General features: G+C 40.4%; 17 protein-coding genes. 16 read left to right on the top strand and 1 reads right to left on the bottom strand.

The window, feature by feature from the left end; genetic code table 11:
- Positions 1-255 precede the first annotated feature (255 nt).
- From ACFSBH_RS11290 to ACFSBH_RS11215, 16 genes are all read left to right on the top strand, one after another.
- Positions 256-423, top strand: coding sequence for a YvrJ family protein (locus ACFSBH_RS11290; RefSeq protein ID WP_251513993.1), 168 nt, complete (start codon positions 256-258; stop codon positions 421-423).
- Positions 424-512: 89 nt separating this feature from the next.
- Positions 513-1,244: an N-acetylmuramoyl-L-alanine amidase family protein gene (locus ACFSBH_RS11285; RefSeq protein WP_251513992.1), complete on the top strand. Its 732-nt coding sequence runs from the start codon at positions 513-515 to the stop codon at positions 1,242-1,244.
- Between the two features lie 471 nt (positions 1,245-1,715).
- Entirely contained in the window at positions 1,716-2,927 is a 1,212-nt protein-coding gene (locus ACFSBH_RS11280; protein ID WP_379597581.1) for an ROK family transcriptional regulator, read from the top strand.
- Positions 2,928-3,056: 129 nt separating this feature from the next.
- Entirely contained in the window at positions 3,057-4,316 is a 1,260-nt protein-coding gene (locus ACFSBH_RS11275) for an ABC transporter substrate-binding protein (protein ID WP_379597579.1), read from the top strand.
- Positions 4,317-4,389: 73 nt separating this feature from the next.
- Positions 4,390-5,331 carry a carbohydrate ABC transporter permease gene (locus ACFSBH_RS11270; protein ID WP_379597577.1) on the top strand — a complete coding sequence of 314 codons (942 nt, stop codon included), beginning with the start codon at positions 4,390-4,392 and terminating at the stop codon, positions 5,329-5,331.
- 24 nt (positions 5,332-5,355) lie between these two features.
- Entirely contained in the window at positions 5,356-6,162 is an 807-nt protein-coding gene (locus ACFSBH_RS11265; RefSeq protein ID WP_251514009.1) for a carbohydrate ABC transporter permease, read from the top strand.
- 38 nt (positions 6,163-6,200) lie between these two features.
- Complete coding sequence (locus ACFSBH_RS11260) at positions 6,201-7,202, top strand: ROK family protein (protein WP_379597575.1); 1,002 nt, start codon at positions 6,201-6,203, stop codon at positions 7,200-7,202.
- A gap of 15 nt (positions 7,203-7,217) precedes the next feature.
- Entirely contained in the window at positions 7,218-8,228 is a 1,011-nt protein-coding gene (locus ACFSBH_RS11255) for a Gfo/Idh/MocA family protein (RefSeq protein WP_251513988.1), read from the top strand.
- Positions 8,225-9,196: a Gfo/Idh/MocA family protein gene (locus ACFSBH_RS11250; RefSeq protein ID WP_251513987.1), complete on the top strand. Its 972-nt coding sequence runs from the start codon at positions 8,225-8,227 to the stop codon at positions 9,194-9,196. The genes ACFSBH_RS11255 and ACFSBH_RS11250 overlap by 4 nt, the downstream gene beginning before the upstream one ends.
- Positions 9,197-9,282: 86 nt before the next feature.
- The gene (locus ACFSBH_RS11245; protein WP_251513986.1) at positions 9,283-10,152 is read left to right on the top strand and encodes a sugar phosphate isomerase/epimerase family protein; all 870 of its coding nucleotides are present in this window, start codon (positions 9,283-9,285) and stop codon (positions 10,150-10,152) included.
- Positions 10,139-11,101: a Gfo/Idh/MocA family protein gene (locus tag ACFSBH_RS11240; RefSeq protein ID WP_251513985.1), complete on the top strand. Its 963-nt coding sequence runs from the start codon at positions 10,139-10,141 to the stop codon at positions 11,099-11,101. Before ACFSBH_RS11245 ends, ACFSBH_RS11240 begins: the two co-directional genes overlap by 14 nt.
- A gap of 77 nt (positions 11,102-11,178) precedes the next feature.
- Positions 11,179-12,018 carry a sugar phosphate isomerase/epimerase family protein gene (locus ACFSBH_RS11235; protein ID WP_379597572.1) on the top strand — a complete coding sequence of 280 codons (840 nt, stop codon included), beginning with the start codon at positions 11,179-11,181 and terminating at the stop codon, positions 12,016-12,018.
- A 366-nt stretch (positions 12,019-12,384) separates the two neighbouring features.
- On the top strand, positions 12,385-13,125 hold the full coding sequence (locus tag ACFSBH_RS11230) for a GntR family transcriptional regulator (RefSeq protein ID WP_379597570.1): 741 nt from the start codon (positions 12,385-12,387) through the stop codon (positions 13,123-13,125).
- A 12-nt stretch (positions 13,126-13,137) separates the two neighbouring features.
- Positions 13,138-14,352 (top strand): L-2-hydroxyglutarate oxidase, encoded by a 1,215-nt coding sequence (gene lhgO / locus ACFSBH_RS11225; RefSeq protein ID WP_379597568.1) that lies wholly within the window; start codon positions 13,138-13,140, stop codon positions 14,350-14,352.
- A 287-nt stretch (positions 14,353-14,639) separates the two neighbouring features.
- Complete coding sequence (locus ACFSBH_RS11220; protein ID WP_379597566.1) at positions 14,640-15,047, top strand: hypothetical protein; 408 nt, start codon at positions 14,640-14,642, stop codon at positions 15,045-15,047.
- 207 nt (positions 15,048-15,254) lie between these two features.
- A complete protein-coding gene (locus ACFSBH_RS11215) occupies positions 15,255-15,875 on the top strand; it encodes a nucleotidyltransferase (RefSeq protein WP_379597564.1) in 621 nt (206 codons plus the stop codon).
- 84 nt (positions 15,876-15,959) lie between these two features.
- On the opposite strand, the gene argH is transcribed toward ACFSBH_RS11215, so the two are convergent.
- Positions 15,960-17,375, bottom strand: coding sequence for an argininosuccinate lyase (gene argH / locus ACFSBH_RS11210; RefSeq protein ID WP_379597562.1), 1,416 nt, complete (start codon positions 17,373-17,375; stop codon positions 15,960-15,962).
- Positions 17,376-17,501 lie beyond the last annotated feature (126 nt).

Genomic DNA, 17,501 nt, shown 5'->3' with positions numbered 1-17,501 from the left:
CTCCTCTCTAAATTTTCAATATTATGGTAAATTAACTTGTGTTTATAAAAGAGGATTAAAGTTGAAAAAGTAAACCAAAAATAAGAAATATGGGAACTTATGTTCTATTATAGTTTAAAATCTAGAAAAATAACAGATGAAATTCAAATTGGGAACCAAACGAATCTACCTTTCCTATTTAAAGAGATTGGTTTTTTAATAGGGGAATCACTTTTAAAAAGCATTAACCCGTTTTCGGGAAAGGGGGAGGTAGTGATGTCGCCTGTAGAGACTCCTGTATGGGTAGCGATCATAGGTAACTTTGGATTTCCTATTGCGATCACAATGTATTTGTTTATTCGCTTTGAAAAGAAGCTTGGAGATTTAGAGAGAGTAATAACTAATTTATCTGAGACAATCAAGCAGCTGACGAATAAACAATAAAACGTTTTATAAGTGGTTTATTTATTTGTTGTGTTATCTCTTTCTCCTAATAGATGTACATCGAAATTCTTAAAAGAGGAGAGGTAAATATGGTTAAAATTTATTTGGACCCAGGGCACGGAGGAACAGATCCGGGCGCACAAGGAAATGGTTTGCAGGAGAAAAACGTGACGTTGGCAATTGCATTGAAGGTAAGGGATATCCTGAATAGAGATTATGAAGGTCATACCATACGAATGAGCCGTAGTTCGGATGCAACCGTAAGCCTGCCGCAACGTACGAATGACGCAAACAGCTGGGGAGCTGATTATTTCGTATCGATCCATATTAATGCTGGTGGTGGTACAGGATATGAGGACTATATTTATAATGGTAGTGTCTCTAGTCAGGACATATCATACCGGGATATCGTACATGCAGAAATTATGAAGCAAGTCGACTTTAGAAATCGTGGAAAGAAACGTGCCAACTTCCATGTGTTACGTGAAAGCAATATGCCGGCGGTATTAACGGAAAATGGGTTTATCGATAATAGTACTGATGCGGCGAAACTGAAGTCTGATGCATATCTAAACCGTATTGCGCTTGGACATGCAAACGGGATTGCAAAAGCTCTAGGTTTAAGTCCTGGTGGAGGAACTACTACCTATGTAGTTCAACCAGGGGATACTCTATGGGGCATCGCGCAAGCTCATAATATGACCGTCCAACAACTTAAAGATCTGAACGGCTTGACGGATGATATCATTTATCCTGGACAAGTTCTGATTGTAAGCGATCCTGCATTGTATCGTACCATTCAAGATGGTGAAACCTTTTAAACTAGTAATGCTGGACAGCCGGAGAAGAAGATTGGTAGAGAAATAATAAATAATAGGATATTACTTTTTAGGCTAGAGCTTGTAGAGCTCTAGTCTGTTTTAATGTCTAGTATAATTTTTATTCTTCCTTAGCACCCATAATGTATACAAAAAAATAATAAAAAAATCCATTTGACTCATAAAAAAAGAATTTAAAATACTAGTTAACGAATCCTTATCTTTTAAACTATAAGAAAACTCAAAAAAATATTTCTTGAAAAGGGTTTACAAAGTTTGAATATTGCATTATTATGCTTAGTAAGACTATTGGAAAAAGTCTTGCGATGAAAACTTTAGATTACCGATTTTTTCTCTTTAAATGTGGTAAAGCTACCTATTTATCTGAGGAATAGTAGATTTCACTTGTTAAAAAGAAATTTTCGAACAAACTTATTAAAGTCAATGGAGAAAGAAAGTAGAGAGGTCCGCAATATGCAAAAACAAAGAACTGGGGATTTGAAGTTAATTCAGGAATTAAATCGTTCTATTATTTTAGACACAATCCGCAAAAACGAACCAATTTCTAGAAGTGAAATAGCGAAGCTAATAAATATCAGTCCGACAACAGTCACTTCAGCTGTTTCTGATTTAATCAGTGAAGGCCTTGTTTTTGAGGATGGAGTAGGAACATCAAGCGGGGGTAGGAAGCCGGTCTTACTTCGATTCAATCCAAATACACATTCCATTATTGGTGTATCTGTAACAAACACCTATATTAAAATTGCTGATATGAATCTTGAAGGGGAGATCCTTAGGAAGGAAGTTCATTCGACCAACCAGTTAAAAGGGAATGCTATCATTCAATTTATTCTTAGTGTTATAGAGGGATTTTTGGTCGGAAAATCAGATGTTGAATATTGCCAAGGTATTTCCATTATTACACCGGGGATTGTGGATGCTGAAAAAGGAGTGATTTTACATAATGTAAAGCTGAATCTGTATAACGTACCATTAAAGGAATTAATAGAGGAAAGAACTAACCTTCCTGCATTTCTGGATAATGATGCAAATGCATTTGTTTTGGCAGAAAATTATTTTGGTTTGTTTAGTAGATTTAACGATCTACTTTATATAACCATTGGTGAAGGCGTCGGTTCTGGGTTGATGGTGAATGGCTCCATATACCGGGGGTTTCTTGGGAGCTCCGGGGAAATTGGACATACGACTGTAGTCGATGGGGGGATAAAATGTAGTTGTGGTAATAGCGGTTGTCTGGAGAATTATGTGAACTGGCCAGCCATCTACAGTAAAATTGTAACCGCTATCATAACAAGGAACAAGGACACGATCATAAAGGAAATGGTTTTAGGGGATTTGACCAAACTAAGTCCGGCTATATTTGTGGAGGCAGTGAATCAGCAAGATGATTTAGCGAAGGAGATCATGGAAGATATTTTGAAGTATTTGTCGATTGCGATTACTAATGCCATCCACTTATTTAATCCAGAAGTAATTATTTTAAGTGGTGAAATTATTCAAGATAATCCTTTATTGGTAGAAAGTATTAATGAACAAGTGGTGGCTAAAGTGATACCAACTCTTAAGGAAAAAGTCAATATTCAAAGTACATCACTTGGCATCGAATTTGAATTGCTTGGCGCAGCAGCCCTGATCCTTCATGGGAAGTTCAAGTTTCAAATGTAAGGCAATTGAAAAATATACATGAGGAGGTTTTTAGTTAGTTAATAGGAAAATTAAAGTTATATAGCGTGGACAAAATCTCAACATTCACTTATTAATAAAATCCAATACATATTTATTAGGAGGGAAATTATGAAAAAAATAGTATTTAGTATTTTTATATTAATGGTTGCCGCTTTTCTTACAGCATGTAGCAGTGGTTCCAGCGCTGAGAAAAAAGTGATAGAAGTTGCGCTTTGGGATGAAAATGTAAAAGGTGCAGTGGATGCCTCGATTGAAGCGTTCAACGAAATTCATCCAGATGTAGAAGTCAAAGTAACCTATACCCCTTATGCGAATTATTGGACGAAATTAAAAACAAGCCTTGGAGGCGGTAGCGGTCCGGATGTATTTTGGATGAATGGTCCCAACTTTTACAGGTATTCCACGGATGGTTTGATTAAAAATCTAGAGCCATTCATTGGAGAAGATGATGAATTTAATAAGGATGCTTATGTTCCAGCAGTCGTAGATATGTACTCTGTGGAAGATGAACTTTATGCCGCCCCTTATTTTACAGATTCTGTCGGTCTTTACTACAACAAACAGCTTTTTGATGAAGCAGGTGTCGATTATCCGGATGAGACGTGGACTTGGGAGGATATTGAAACCGAGGGTGCGAAGTTGGTGAATCCGGATGAAGGTGTCTTCGGATATGCGGCACATACAACAGTAAACCAACAAGGGTATTATAACTTAATCCACCAAGCTGGAGGATTCATGATCAACGAAGACAAAACGGAATCAGGGTTTGATTCTCCAGAGGCGAAAGAAGCGTTTGCCTTCATTAAGGATTTGATTGACAAGGGGATCTCTCCTTCAACACAGAACCAGATTGAAACCGAGTCTAAACAGCTGTTCATGTCCAACAAGCTAGCAATGATACCAGCAATTTCAGTTAATACACCAGAATTCTATGAAGCTTTAGGAGAAAATCTCGGCGTTGCTCCATTGCCGAAAGGGAAACAAGCAGCTTCCATCGTCCATGGGATTGGCTGGGCGATGAACGAGAAAGTGGAAGATGAAGAAGTGGCTTGGGACTTGATCAAGAGTCTGACAAGTGAGCAAGCGAATAAAGATATTGCTGAATCAGGATTCTCCATTCCCGCTATGCAAAGTACAGGTGAAATTTGGCTAGGTTCTGTTCCATCATTGGATCTGCAAGTGTTCCTTGATGCACAAGAAGAAGGTGTAGGTGTAGCTTATCCAATTTCTAAGCGAACGACGGAGTGGCAAGATATTGAAACGAAAGAAATCCAGGGCGCATTTTTAGAAGATACTTCTATTGATGAAGCTTTAGACAGAGTCGCTGAAGGAATGAATAAAATCTTAGAAGAAGAAAACAATGAGTAATCATTTATGGACTTGCTTCTTCCCCTATTAGGGGGAAGAAGTGCTCCATACTTTTATGGAGGGAGAGGTAAACTTGAATTCTGCAATAGTTTCAAAGAAATCCAAAAGCAAGGCAAGAGTCAAGAATAAAAAGAAAAAGTTCAGCCGGGAAGCAATGTGGGCTTATCTGTTCATCGCGCCGACGTTCTTAGGCCTTGCTGTATTTTATATGTTTCCTGCCGTTGCATCTTTTGTCCTGTCGTTTACACGCTGGGATGGGATGACAGCACCTGTATTTGTTGGCTTGGAAAATGTGATTACATTGTTTCAGGATTCATCATTTATCCGTGCAATCATCAACACCGTTATATTCACCGCGATATCTGTACCACTATCAGCCGGTATTGCGACATGTATAGCTGTGATGCTCAACCAGAAGATTAAAGGAATGGTTTTTTACAGAACGTTGTATTTCCTGCCGGTTGTAACGATGCCAGTTGCTGTTGGTATGGTTTGGAAATGGCTTTACAATACGGATTATGGATTGATTAATTATGTTCTAGGAATATTCAATCTACCTCAGCCTTCCTGGCTGTTTGACCCGAATATAGCACTAATATCGGTAATTGTTGTCTATGTCTGGATGACTGTTGGAAATAATGTCATCTTGATCCTTGCCGGACTTCAAGGTGTTTCAAAATCATATTATGAAGCCGCTCAAATTGATGGTGCCTCCAAGCTAAGACAATTCTTCAGCATTACGTTGCCTTTGATAACGCCAACATTATTTTTCGTCTTTATTACGGGGATGATCAGTTCCCTGCAGGTGTTTGACCTTATCTTTATCATGATTGGTGACAGTACTGCGCTTCTCGAACCGTTGAGAACGGTTGTATACGCCGTTTACGAGTACGGTTTTGAATACTCGCAAATGGGGATGGCATCTGCGCAAGCCTTCATCCTGTTCTTAGCGATATTAGCAATCACCATCATTCAGTTTGTTTTTCAGAAGAAGTGGGTTCACTATGATGGGTAAAATAGGAAGTGATAAAAAGTGAAAATGAAACTAGGAAATCACATATTACTGATTGTCGGTGCTTTTATTATGATCGTACCGTTTCTATGGATGGTATTGACTTCACTCAAATCATTTACGGAAACGATGCAAGTGCCGCCGACAATTTGGCCGAACGAGCTTAAGTTTGAAAACTATCTTAATGTCTTTCAAAGTGTCGATTTTTTAAAGTACTACGTGAATACGATACTTTTAACTTTAGGACGGACACTGGCCCAATTATTTCTTTGCTCTCTCGCTGCATACGCTTTTGCGCGTCTGGAATTCCCGGGTAAAAATATCATTTTTATTTTAGTTTTATCTGTTTTAATGGTTCCGATGCAAGTTATTTTAATTCCGAACTATGGCATTTTGACACAGCTTGGATGGATTGATACTTTCTATGCGTTGATCGTTCCAGGAATGTTCAGTGCATTTGGTGTCTTTTTGCTTAGACAGTTCTTTATGGGAATTCCAAAAGAGATTGATGAAGCTGCCAAGATCGATGGTTGTTCTTTCTTCGGTATTTATTGGAGGGTGATTCTTCCTAATGCAACCCCTGCATTGATTGCATTAGGGATCTTTACAATCCTTTCGTCTTGGAATGACTTCTTATGGCCGCTGATCATGACAAGCTCAGAGGATATGCGGGTGTTGTCTGTCGGAATTGCTACATTCCAGGGACAATATTCAACGGACTATCCGTTGCTGATGGCTGGTGCAGTTATGTCTACTATTCCAATGCTTATCATGTTTATTCTCCTGCAAAAATATCTTGTGGCTGGTATCGCATTGCAGGGGGCTAGAAAGTAAAAAGATAAAATACTGCATATGTTTTAGGAGGAAATCAGGTGGAGGAATCAAGAGATTTAGCGATAGGTCTAGACTTGGGCGGGACGAAAATACATGCGGCCCTTATAACCAGGGATGGGGAAATACTAGGTGAATTTACGTGTCAGACATCAACAAATGAAAGCGACACGTCTGCCAACATTATTTATGCCGTAAACCGTGTACTTTCCGAAACTGCGGTCGATCGGAACAGAATAAAAGGCATTGGAGTGGCGACCGCCGGAGTGATCGATACCGAGAGAAACATCATCAAATTTGCGAATAATTTAGGGTTGGAAAACTTTCCGATTGGCGCAATTCTTGAAGAAAATTTCCAATTGCCGGTGAGGCTTGCGAATGATGCGAATGCAGCGGCGATAGGCGAATGGATGTGGGGTGCCGGAAAGGGGAAGCAAAATGTTATTTATATCACGGTGAGTACTGGTATTGGTTCAGGGATCATCAGTAACGGTAACTTGATTACAGGGTTGAAGGACAGTGCTGGAGAATTCGGGCATATTTCCATCTACCACGATGGGATCGTATGCGAATGTGGCAACAGGGGATGTTTGGAGAAATATGCTTCCGGCACTGCAATCAATATAAGAGCGAACGAGCTTCTCAAAAATGGTGAAACGAGCAGCTTGCTCTCTATTGTTAATAACGGAGCTGTCGTGATGAACACGGATATTGCCACGGCTGCACGTGAAGGTGATCCATTTTCCCTGCGTTTGCTCGAGGAAGCTGGCGAGCATCTCGGCACTGGGGTTATCAGTTTGATCCATTTATTCAATACAGAAGTGATTGTATTTGGCGGTGGTGTCATGAATATGTCTGAATTCATCTTGCCTTCCATTAAAAAGACTGTATTAAAGTATGGAATGGAAAATTTGGTAAATGAGGTTGAAATCAAAAAATCAGTGCTTGGTATCCATGCAGGTGTGATAGGGGCTTCATCTTTGTTCTTTTTAAATGAGACAAACAAAGAGGCAAGCAGCATGTTACAAAGGACTAATATTTAATAAGGAGAGTTGAACATGTTAAATGCGCTTATTATTGGAGCGGGTACAATGGGCGGTACCCATGCAGAAGCTTATGCGAAAATGGAAAACGTGAAACTGGCAGGAATCGTCGATATTAATTTGGCTAAGGCTCAAGGCTTGGCGGACAGATTAAATACGAAAGCATTTCAAACATACGAGGAAGCAGTAGAGCTAGACGAGATTGATGTCGTATCTATTTGCGTGCCGACTCCGTTCCACAAACAATATGTGATGAAGGTGGCAGATGACAAGAAACATGTCATTTGTGAAAAGCCTTTAGCGATATCACTTTCCGATGCGAGAGAAATGATTAATTATTGTAACGATAAGGGAGTAAAACTATTTGTCGGACATGTAGTAAGGTTTTTCCCGGAATATGTAAAAGCAAAGAAATTAGTTGATGAAGGAAAAGTCGGCAAGCCTGCAGTTGTACGCACGACTCGAGGCGGCGGTTTTCCAATCGCTTCCAATGATTGGTACTCTGATTTTGCCAGCAGTGGCGGGTTAGTTCTCGATATGATCATCCATGACTTTGATTACCTAAGATGGTGTTTCGGCGAGGTGAAGCGTGTCTATGCCAAAAGCACGAGAACAAGAGTTTTTGAGAAGTTTGAATATGCGTTGGTCACATTACGCTTTGAGAGTGGGGTCATCGCACATGTGGAGGGAACTTGGGCACATCAAGGGTTTTCTACAAAATTTGAAATAGCTGGCAAGGAAGGGATCATTGAATATGACAGTTCCAAGGTAACTCCAGTTGTCGCAAGCAGAAAAGAGACCGCTTCAAGTGAAGGTGTTGCGGTTCCGGAAAGTCCGATGAAGGACAACCCGTATTTCGCCGAACTCGAGCATTTCATTCATTGTATTCAGACGGATGCTGAACCGGTTGTAACTGCAGAAGATGCATATAAAGCAATGGAAATATCATTAGCTGCACTAGAATCGATTGAAACAGGAAAAGTTGTCGTTCTAGAAGACACTCAAGAAAAGGTGGGAGTCCAATGAAGGTAGGAATTATCAGTTTTGCTCATGGTCATGCGTACAGTTATGCGAATGCATTAACCGAATTGGATGGAGTGGAAATCCTTGGTATCGCTGATGAAAATGAAGAGCGGGGAAGAAAAGCTGCGGCAGAGTTCAACACGGAATACTATGCGGATTATGAGGATTTACTCAATCAGCCGATCGAAGCGGTAGTCATTACATCGGAGAATAGCAAACATTATGAACATGTCGTTGCAGCGGCGAAAAAAGGCAAGCATATCCTCTGTGAAAAACCATTGGCACATACGGCGGAAGCTGCTCAAGCCATCATTGATATATGCAAGGAGCATAATGTCATCTTACAGACTGCATTCCCGGTGCGATTCAGTACACCTGTTGTCGAAGCGAAGCGAATCATCGATAGCGGGGATTTAGGTAATATTGTTGCCATTAAGGCTACAAACCGCGGGACGAATCCTGGAGGTTGGTTCGTCGACCGAGAAAAGTCCGGCGGCGGAGCAGTCATTGATCATACCGTCCATGTAGTAGATATTATCCGCTGGTACACTGGTGCGGAAGTGAAAGAAGTGTACGCCGAGATAGGAAATTTAATTTCTGATTATGATATCGATGATTGCGGACAGCTGACAATGGAATTCGATAATAATATGTTCGCAACGCTCGACTGCAGTTGGTCAAGGAATGATGCCTATCCGACATGGGGTGATGTGATGCTGGAAATCGTCGGAACGAGAGGTACACTCTCGGTCGATGCATTCGGGCAAAAAACGAACCTTTATAATCGTGACGGTGCTCATTGGGATTTCTGGGGTGATGACATGGACAGAGGCTTAGTCGAAGATTTCATCTCAAGTGTACGTGAAGGCAAAAACCCTTCCATCACGGGAGAAGATGGGTTGAAAGCTCTGTCTGTAGCAATTGCTGCATACGAATCATCTAAGAAGCAGGTACCAGTCCAAGTAAATTAACGGAAAAGGAGGCCAATCAATCGGTCTCCTTCTTTGTTCAAGCATGAATCGATAAACTTATACTAATCTGAGGAGTGAATATCGTTATGTTAAAAGGGATTAATCAGTGGTGCTATCCAGCTGGAACTCCGCTTGAAAAAGTATTTGAATACAGTCGGGATGCGGGCTTTGATGCAGTTGAATTGAATGTGAACGAACCCGGGGATGTCGGTCTGACGATGGAAACAACAAAGGATGAAGCATTACAAATCGTCGAGCTTGCATCTTCCTATGGGTTAAAACTGAGAAGCATTTCCACAGCTTTATTATGGAAATTACCGCTATCACACCGAAGTGAAAGTGTCCGGGAGCAGGGAAGGCAAGTCGTAGAAAAACAATTGGAGTTGGCAGAAACGATGGGGATCGATACCGTTCTTGTCGTCCCTGGCGTAGTCGACGAAAATACATCCTATGAAGAGTGCTATGACCGCAGCAGGATCGAGTTGGAAAAACTAATTCCTCTTGCAGAAGAGTATCAAGTGAACATTGGCATTGAAAATGTTTGGAATAAGTTTTTGTTATCCCCATTGGAAATGGCGCGCTACATCGATGAATTTCAATCCGATTATGTCGGCGCCTATTTTGATGTCGGTAACGTGCTGCTTTTCGGCTACCCGGAACAATGGATCCGTATATTAGGTGAACGCATCAAGAAGGTGCATGTCAAAGATTTCAGCACAGCTGTCGGCAACATCAATGGGTTTGTTCCATTATTGGCAGGTGATGTGAATTGGCTGGAAGTTTACAAAGCGTTAGTGGAAATTGGATATGAAGATCCGATTACTGCTGAATTGACGCCATATCAAATAGATCCATTTTCGTTGGCTGATGAGACAGCGAACGATATGGAGCGGATATTAAAACTGGGCAAGGAATATTTGGAAAAAGGCGGGGTTGGAAGCGATGCAAACAGTTAAGGTAGGCTTTGTCGGTGTCGGCGGAATTGCTTCTATCCACTTGGCAAATATCGCAGCAAATGAACATGCGAATATCGTCGCCGTGTGCGACATTGTTGAAGAAAATGCAAGGTGTGCCGGTGAAAAATACGGAGCTGCTTCTTATACAAATGCAGATCTTATGCTCCAAGAGGAGGTTCTCGATGCACTTTTTATTTGCGTTCCTCCTTTTGCGCACGGAGATATCGAGGAAAAGGCGGCTAAGCTTGGCATCCATTTACTGGTGGAGAAGCCGATTGGTCTGGATCTCGCGACTGTCGAGAAGAAGCACAAGATCATCCAGGATGCAGGTGTGCTCTGTGCAACCGGGTATTGTTTACGATACCTTGATACGGTTGCAATCGCGAAGGAGTACCTCGCAGATAAAAAAATAGCCATGGTCCGTGGTCATTATCTCTCTGCCTTCGTACATACCCCATGGTACAGGGAAATGGAAAAATCAGGCGGCCAGCTTGTCGAACAAGCGACACATATCGTGGACATGATCCGTTACTTAGCCGGCGATATTACGAAGGTGCATGCAAATATGAATCTGCTTGTATCTGAAGAGATTCCAAATATTAATATTCCAGACGTTACATCTGTTAATTTCTTAATGGAATCCGGCGCTGTTGGACATCTTGATGCGTCCTTTACTCAGCCAGACCATCGGATGGGAATGGAATTGCTAGGAAATCAATTTCGGCTGAGCTTTGAAGGAGCGGAGTTGACAATAGTAGAGGCAGGTCATACCGTAATTTACCGTTCAAAGACGGATTATTATGCAAAACAGGCGGAAGACTTTATCGAAGCGATCCGGACGAATAATAAATCTTTAATCCTCTCAGACTATGAAAATGGAATGGAAACTTTGAGAGTCACGCTTGCAGCGAATGAATCGCATCAAACGAACAGGTTGTTGAGCTTGTAAAGGAAAGCAAAAGCCACGGATAAAATCCAACATATTTAATCAGCGTCATAGATTTTTAGAAGCGGGGTGAGATTGAGATGAAGATAAGCATTAGTATGTATAGTCTAAATACAACGGTTAAGAAGGAAGGATGGACAGTTGTTGACTTTATCGAATATGCCAAAGGTTTGTCACTGGATGGCGTGGAATTATTAGATATTTATTGGAAAAGCAAAGCCAAAGATCAGGAAATAATACAGGTTATAGAAGCAATACGGAACAATAATTTACAAGTTTCGGCCTATGATGTAACGAATAATTTTGTGAAAGAATCAAGCAAAGAACGTGCGCTGGAAGTTGCCAAAGTCGAAGAAGGCATTCGGATTGCGAAACAGTTGGGAACGAGCATTGTTAGAGTGTTTTGTGGTGATTTACATGAAAATGTAACCTATGATGAAGGACAAGAATGGATTGTCGAAGGCTTAAAGAAAAGTGCAATACTGGCAGAGCAGGAGCAAATATACTTAGCAGTTGAAAATCATGGTCTACTAGCTGGAAAAAGTAGGCAAGTGGATGAGATCATTCGTAAAGTTGGCAGTCCGTACGTGAAATCGACCTTTGATGCAGGTAACTCTCTACTAGTTCACGAGAAACCACAGGATGCATTTGATCTATTAAAGAATGAAATCGTACATGTCCACTTCAAGGATTTCCGTGAAAAGAAACAGAGTGAACCTACAAGTGGATTTCGCTCTACTCTGGGAGTGGAATTAATCGGTACGGTTCCAGGGGATGGGCAGGTGGATTTACCTTATATTGTTGAGGGATTGAAAGAAATAAACTACGATGGATGGCTATCCATTGAATATGAAGGAATTAAAGATGATAAATCTTCTAATGAGAAAGCGGTTCAGCGGTTAAGGAGTTTATTGGGATAGCAAAGCCTCGCTTCGAGTTAACTAATGTAGATTAGAGAAAATCTACTAAGACACTATCCAAACAAGTAGTTTTTGTTCATATAATTGAATCGCCAGATTATCTAATAGAGAAAACTGAAATATATAAGGTGAATTCAATAATTGTAGATTGGACGTTAATCTAAAAATCTATTCAATTTTAAGGGTTATAGCCAGGACAGAGGTTGAGAGTGAAATAATAGGATATGATTATTTAGGCTAGAGCTTTTAGAGCTCTAGCCTGTTTTCGTGTATAATGAATCCAAAATTAAGGGAATTGTATCCAATATAATATGGATGTATATTGTTCCTTTTTATATAAATGCTGTAAATAAGCTGTTTTATATATTGTCAAAATTAACAAACAATGATATCATGATGAAAAATGTATCCAATTTAACGAGGAGTGGATGCGAGATAGTACATTCAAATAAAGATAAGTCAACCACAGTTAGTTATGTAGTAAAAGAAATAAGGCAAGAGATCTTGAAAGGTAACTTAAAAGAAGGAGAACGCTTGATTCAAGAAGAATGGGCAGAACGCTTAAATGTAAGCAGGATGCCTGTACGGGAAGCTTTTGCAAGGCTCCAGGAAGAACATTTGGTGGAAATTATTCCTCACAAGGGAACAATTGTAACCCCTATTAATCGGGATGATATCGAAGAGGTTTATCAAACTCGCGCATTATTGGAAGGGCTCGCAGTGAAAAAATCGCTGCCCTTTTTAACAGAGGATGATAAAGAAGAGTTACATAACATATTGATTCAAATGGAAGAGTTGGAGATTTCCGATGGGACGAATGAACAATATATCCAGTTGAATCGAGATTTTCATCACCTCCTTAGAAAAGGGTGTCCGTGGGGCAGACTTAAAAAAATCGTAGAAAATCTTGGTATTTCTCCGATAGCTCCTAGTCTACTGAAGGGTTATTATACGGAGGCGCAAAGGGAACACCGGAATATTTATGAAGCTGTTTTAAGAGGAGATCCTCATGAAGTAGAGGCGGCTGTGAAATATCATATTTTACGTACGAAAAATAATCTGATCAAGCAAATGGAACTTCTAAGTGAAGAGACAAAGAATAGTTGAGGGGTGTAGACAGTGTATGATTTTGCAATCGTAGGTGGGGGAATAGTTGGTTTGTCTACAGCGATGGCTCTATCCACGCGTTATCCAGATAGTAAAATTGCTGTTATCGAAAAGGAGTCCAGGCTCGCTGAACACCAAACCGGAAATAATAGTGGGGTGATCCACTCTGGCATCTATTATAAACCAGGAAGCTATAAAGCTCGTTTTGCACGTCGAGGAAGTCAATCGATGGTAGAGTTTTGCGAGACGCACGGAATTGATTATGATATCTGCGGTAAAGTTATCGTTGCAACGAGCGAAGAAGAGTTGCCGTTGCTTGATAATCTATATGAACGAGGATTACAAAATGAACTTGCCATTAAGAAAATAGGACCTGAAGAATTAAAAGAAATCGAACCTCATGTGGCTGGCCTTGCTGCTATCCAAGTTCCGCAAGCAGGGATTGTGAATTATAGACAAGTCAGTGAGAAATTCGCGGAGATTATCGAAGCGCATGGTGGTGTCATTCATTTAAATACAGAAGTAATGGAAATCCATGAAGAATCTGATCAAGTCATTATTGAAACGAATCAAGGTTCTTTCAAAGCAAACGTTGTCATCAATTGTGCTGGTTTACATAGTGATCGCGTGGCGAAAGCGGCAGGATATACAACCGATATGAAAATCATGCCGTTTCGAGGGGAATATTTCATGTTGAAACCAGAGAAGCGTTATCTGGTGAAAAACTTAATCTACCCTGTACCGAATCCAAAGTTTCCTTTCTTAGGTGTCCATTATACGCGTATGATTGATGGGAAAGTGGAAGCGGGCCCGAATGCCGTACTCAGTTTCAAACGCGAAGGATATAAAATGACCGATTTTAGTGCAAGGGATTTAGCGGAATCATTAACTTACCCAGGTTTATGGAAATTAGCAAGTAAATTTGTCAAAGAAGGACTCGATGAGTATGCACGTTCCTTTAGTAAGAAGCTGTTCACGAAGAGCCTTCAGAAGTTAATTCCTGAGATTCACGAAGATGATTTGGTTCGTGCACCTGCGGGAGTACGGGCGCAGGCGATCAATTCAGATGGAACACTAGTCGATGACTTCCAAATCATTATGGGGAAACGGACCGTACATGTCTGTAATGCACCATCTCCGGCAGCTACTGCGTCGATTGAGATTGGGAAGGAAATTGCGGATATGGTTGCTAAGAAATTTGAAGTGAAAGAGCCGGTATTAATATAAGCATAGATATTTGGTTAATATAAGTCCCTCCGAGGAGATGGTATTGGAAATCTTCTTGGAGGGAATTTTTTATATTCTTTCAGCAGAATTGAACGATAGTAAACTACATTTAAGTATGATAGAATCCATTAGAAACAGTAGATGAAAGGAATTTATTTCCTCTCAGTGAAACGATTTGAACGTAACATCCGTATAAAAATAAAAGGGAACATTCCAATGCGCTCCCATTATACACATACATTGGATGGTTAGAGAAAGTAATATTAGATAAAGGGGTAAAACAAAACATGGAATTTTTAGGGGTAATCATTATAGGCATCATATTTTATATCCTTCATCAAAAAGGGATTGTTCGGATAAGAAGTCTTACAAAAATCTTCTGGAAAGCGACTTATACGCCTAGTCGGTATAAAGTGTCCTATAAGAAATTTGATGGGGTGGAATACCATCGGTTCTTGGTGAAAAAAGGGAGCAAAGTTACTGTAACTTACGATGTTACGGTGGAGACGGGTTCGTTATTGGTTGAATTCTGGCGTACGACAAAGAAATCCTATTTCCGAAAAGAATTCACTGCGGACGAATCTGGTGCTTTTTGTTTTCGGGCTGACGATAGAATGTACACATTGAGGCTGGAAGGATTCCATACAAAGGGTGGATGTCGTGTGGAATTGGAAAAGGACTCGACTCCTTCCTAGATAAATGAGTGTGGAAGACTAATAATCTTTTAAATCGGTGGTGATAACATCAGGACGTTATCTTCTTATATCATATTTGTTGGTATTTTCGTTGTAGCGATAAATGGGCATTGGGTGATTGAACAGTATGATTTCGTGTCCATATATCCTAAGGCCACATACATTTCGTTTGGGATTGGGTGGGGCATGGTCCTCTGTTCATACATCATGAGTAGGTTATCAACTTACAAAGAGATTCCCAACCAAAAGGACAATAGGGACTTCATCAATAAATGGGAACGTCGAGGAGTATCTTATTGGGGGATCGTTATTGCGCTTGCAGTACTTGTTGGAGCAGCATTTTATAGCTGGCCGCTCGCTTTTAGGTTGTTTTTCATTTATATTTTTATCGGTATCGCATATATTGGTTTTCTCTATATAATGATGGGAGACAGAGTGGAGGAACCAGACGATTGGGATACGACGGGAAAAACGAAAAAACTCCTCGATTTGATAGACTATCGACGGCATCCCTTCAGTATTTCGTTAATCATGTATAGTCTTGTGATCATCAGTTTTCTGTTAAGCAAGCAGCTTGGTATTACGATGCATATGGAGGTGAGCGGCAATCCGAAATATGTCACTTCTCTTCCGGTCATGGCCTTTTTGACGTCAGGTTTGATGGTCGTCAGTAGCTACGTATATATCATCAACAACGGAGATATCTTTGGCATTCGTAAAGCCATACAAAACGAGAACAAACTGATGCTCATCCGTTTCCTTGAAATGTGCTGTTGTGGTTTAACACTCTTTATCTGGCTGGTGGAAGTGATTGAGGCTTTGGTTTAGCACTTCTAACATTGCCTACCAGGAAAAACTAGGACTGATGTTAAAATGTCTACAACAACAGTCCTAGCTAAATTTGATACCCCACTAACTATTAACCCAACTCTCTTTCCTTCTCTCAATCATATCCCGCACTACCACCGGATTCGTCCCACCCGTCACATTCCTGCTTTCTACAAAATGCTTCGGATCAATGATTGCCTCCCAATCACTTTCCTCTAGTTGAACATCTTTTAACCACTTATTTACTAATGATAGGGGGACATCATACAACTCTTTATTCATTTCACTTACTTTTGTCGCGACATTGCTGGCCTTACTGTGTGCTTCTCGAAAAGGTATGCCGTATTCACGTGCGAGTATATCTGCCAAGTCTGTGATCGTAATCATATTTTCCCGTGCTTGTTGATATGCTCTTGGTTTATCGAAGTCCAGTGTAAGAATCACAGCCCTCATAAGCCGTAAAACTCGTATTGCTTTTTGATATCCTGCATAAATATGCGGTTGCATATCATCTTCGGTGTCATTAATATCTCCAAACGGTGTGTTGTGGATCATATGAATAATGGCTAACCCTTCTGCAGCCGCACTGCTGGCGAGCGCACGGGAATGTTCAATCGAGACGGGGTTCCTTTTCTGTGGCATGATACTGCTGATTTGAATGTAGGCATCTGACACTTTGATCAAACCTACTTCTTTTGAAGCCATCCTCAAAAATTCTTGCAGCCATCTTCCCATGTTCGTCATGACGCTGATTAGCGCTTGTGCTGCTTCAATCAAATAGTCACCAGTTCCAATCGCGTCATATGAATTTTCTATTAAACCATCAAAGTCAAGCAGTTCGACCATTCGTTCCCGATTGATAGGAAAGCCTGTTGTCGTGATGGCTGCTGCTCCCATAGGGGACTGGTTCACAGTTTGATAGGCTTGCTTCAATCTCATGATGTCACGGCTTAAATTGTCATAGATTGCCACAAGATAATGTCCAAAAGTTGTCGGTTGGGCAGGTTGTGTATGGGTATGAGCTGGCATAATGGTTTCGGTATGCTGTTCGGCCTGTAGAAGAATTACTTTATTTAGCTGCTCGGCATCTTGTATTGCGCGTTTAATATAATCTCTCAGCACGATTCGATACATCGCTTCGCCCATATCGTTTCTGCTTTTTGCGATATGCATTTTCCCGGCCAACTCGTCACCGATATGCTCGCCAATTCTAGATTCAACGAGGAAGAATAAGTCTTCATATTGAGAAGAGTAGCTTATTTCACTAGTTTGTAGTGATTTCACTTCTTGAATTCCTTTTAAAATGATCTGGCATTCGTCATTTGTAAGTATTCCTTGTTCAGCGAGCATGGTGGTATGGGCTTCGTGAATTTTGAACATCGCTTCATATAAATGTTTCTTTTGATCCTCGAATACTGGCTTTAATAGTTCTTCCACGTATGTTTTACCGGGGAAACTAATACCATCTTTTAATTCGAATTCCTCTCGTATTGTTTTCATTTAACCACCCCATATGATTTATTTATGATCAATTCAGTTAGTTAGATTTACTTACTAAACATTCTATAGTAATACTTCTGATTGTAAAGTGTTATTGTTTAAATAGTTAATTAAATCGGAAAAATA

The sequence above is a fragment of the Oceanobacillus luteolus genome (assembly GCF_042678205.1).
Classification (GTDB): Bacteria; Bacillota; Bacilli; order Bacillales; family Amphibacillaceae; genus Oceanobacillus; species Oceanobacillus luteolus.
This window is presented reverse-complemented; position numbering and strand designations above follow the sequence as displayed.

Coding starts and splice junctions, on each gene's coding strand:
- ACFSBH_RS11290 (WP_251513993.1), top strand. CDS start 256: ATGTCGCCTGTAGAGACTCCTGTATGGGTAGCGATCATAGGTAACTTT.
- ACFSBH_RS11285 (WP_251513992.1), top strand. CDS start 513: ATGGTTAAAATTTATTTGGACCCAGGGCACGGAGGAACAGATCCGGGC.
- ACFSBH_RS11280 (WP_379597581.1), top strand. CDS start 1,716: ATGCAAAAACAAAGAACTGGGGATTTGAAGTTAATTCAGGAATTAAAT.
- ACFSBH_RS11275 (WP_379597579.1), top strand. CDS start 3,057: ATGAAAAAAATAGTATTTAGTATTTTTATATTAATGGTTGCCGCTTTT.
- ACFSBH_RS11265 (WP_251514009.1), top strand. CDS start 5,356: ATGAAACTAGGAAATCACATATTACTGATTGTCGGTGCTTTTATTATG.
- ACFSBH_RS11255 (WP_251513988.1), top strand. CDS start 7,218: ATGTTAAATGCGCTTATTATTGGAGCGGGTACAATGGGCGGTACCCAT.
- ACFSBH_RS11250 (WP_251513987.1), top strand. CDS start 8,225: ATGAAGGTAGGAATTATCAGTTTTGCTCATGGTCATGCGTACAGTTAT.
- ACFSBH_RS11245 (WP_251513986.1), top strand. CDS start 9,283: ATGTTAAAAGGGATTAATCAGTGGTGCTATCCAGCTGGAACTCCGCTT.
- ACFSBH_RS11240 (WP_251513985.1), top strand. CDS start 10,139: ATGCAAACAGTTAAGGTAGGCTTTGTCGGTGTCGGCGGAATTGCTTCT.
- ACFSBH_RS11235 (WP_379597572.1), top strand. CDS start 11,179: ATGAAGATAAGCATTAGTATGTATAGTCTAAATACAACGGTTAAGAAG.
- ACFSBH_RS11220 (WP_379597566.1), top strand. CDS start 14,640: ATGGAATTTTTAGGGGTAATCATTATAGGCATCATATTTTATATCCTT.
- ACFSBH_RS11215 (WP_379597564.1), top strand. CDS start 15,255: ATGAGTAGGTTATCAACTTACAAAGAGATTCCCAACCAAAAGGACAAT.
- argH (WP_379597562.1), bottom strand. CDS start 17,375: ATGAAAACAATACGAGAGGAATTCGAATTAAAAGATGGTATTAGTTTC.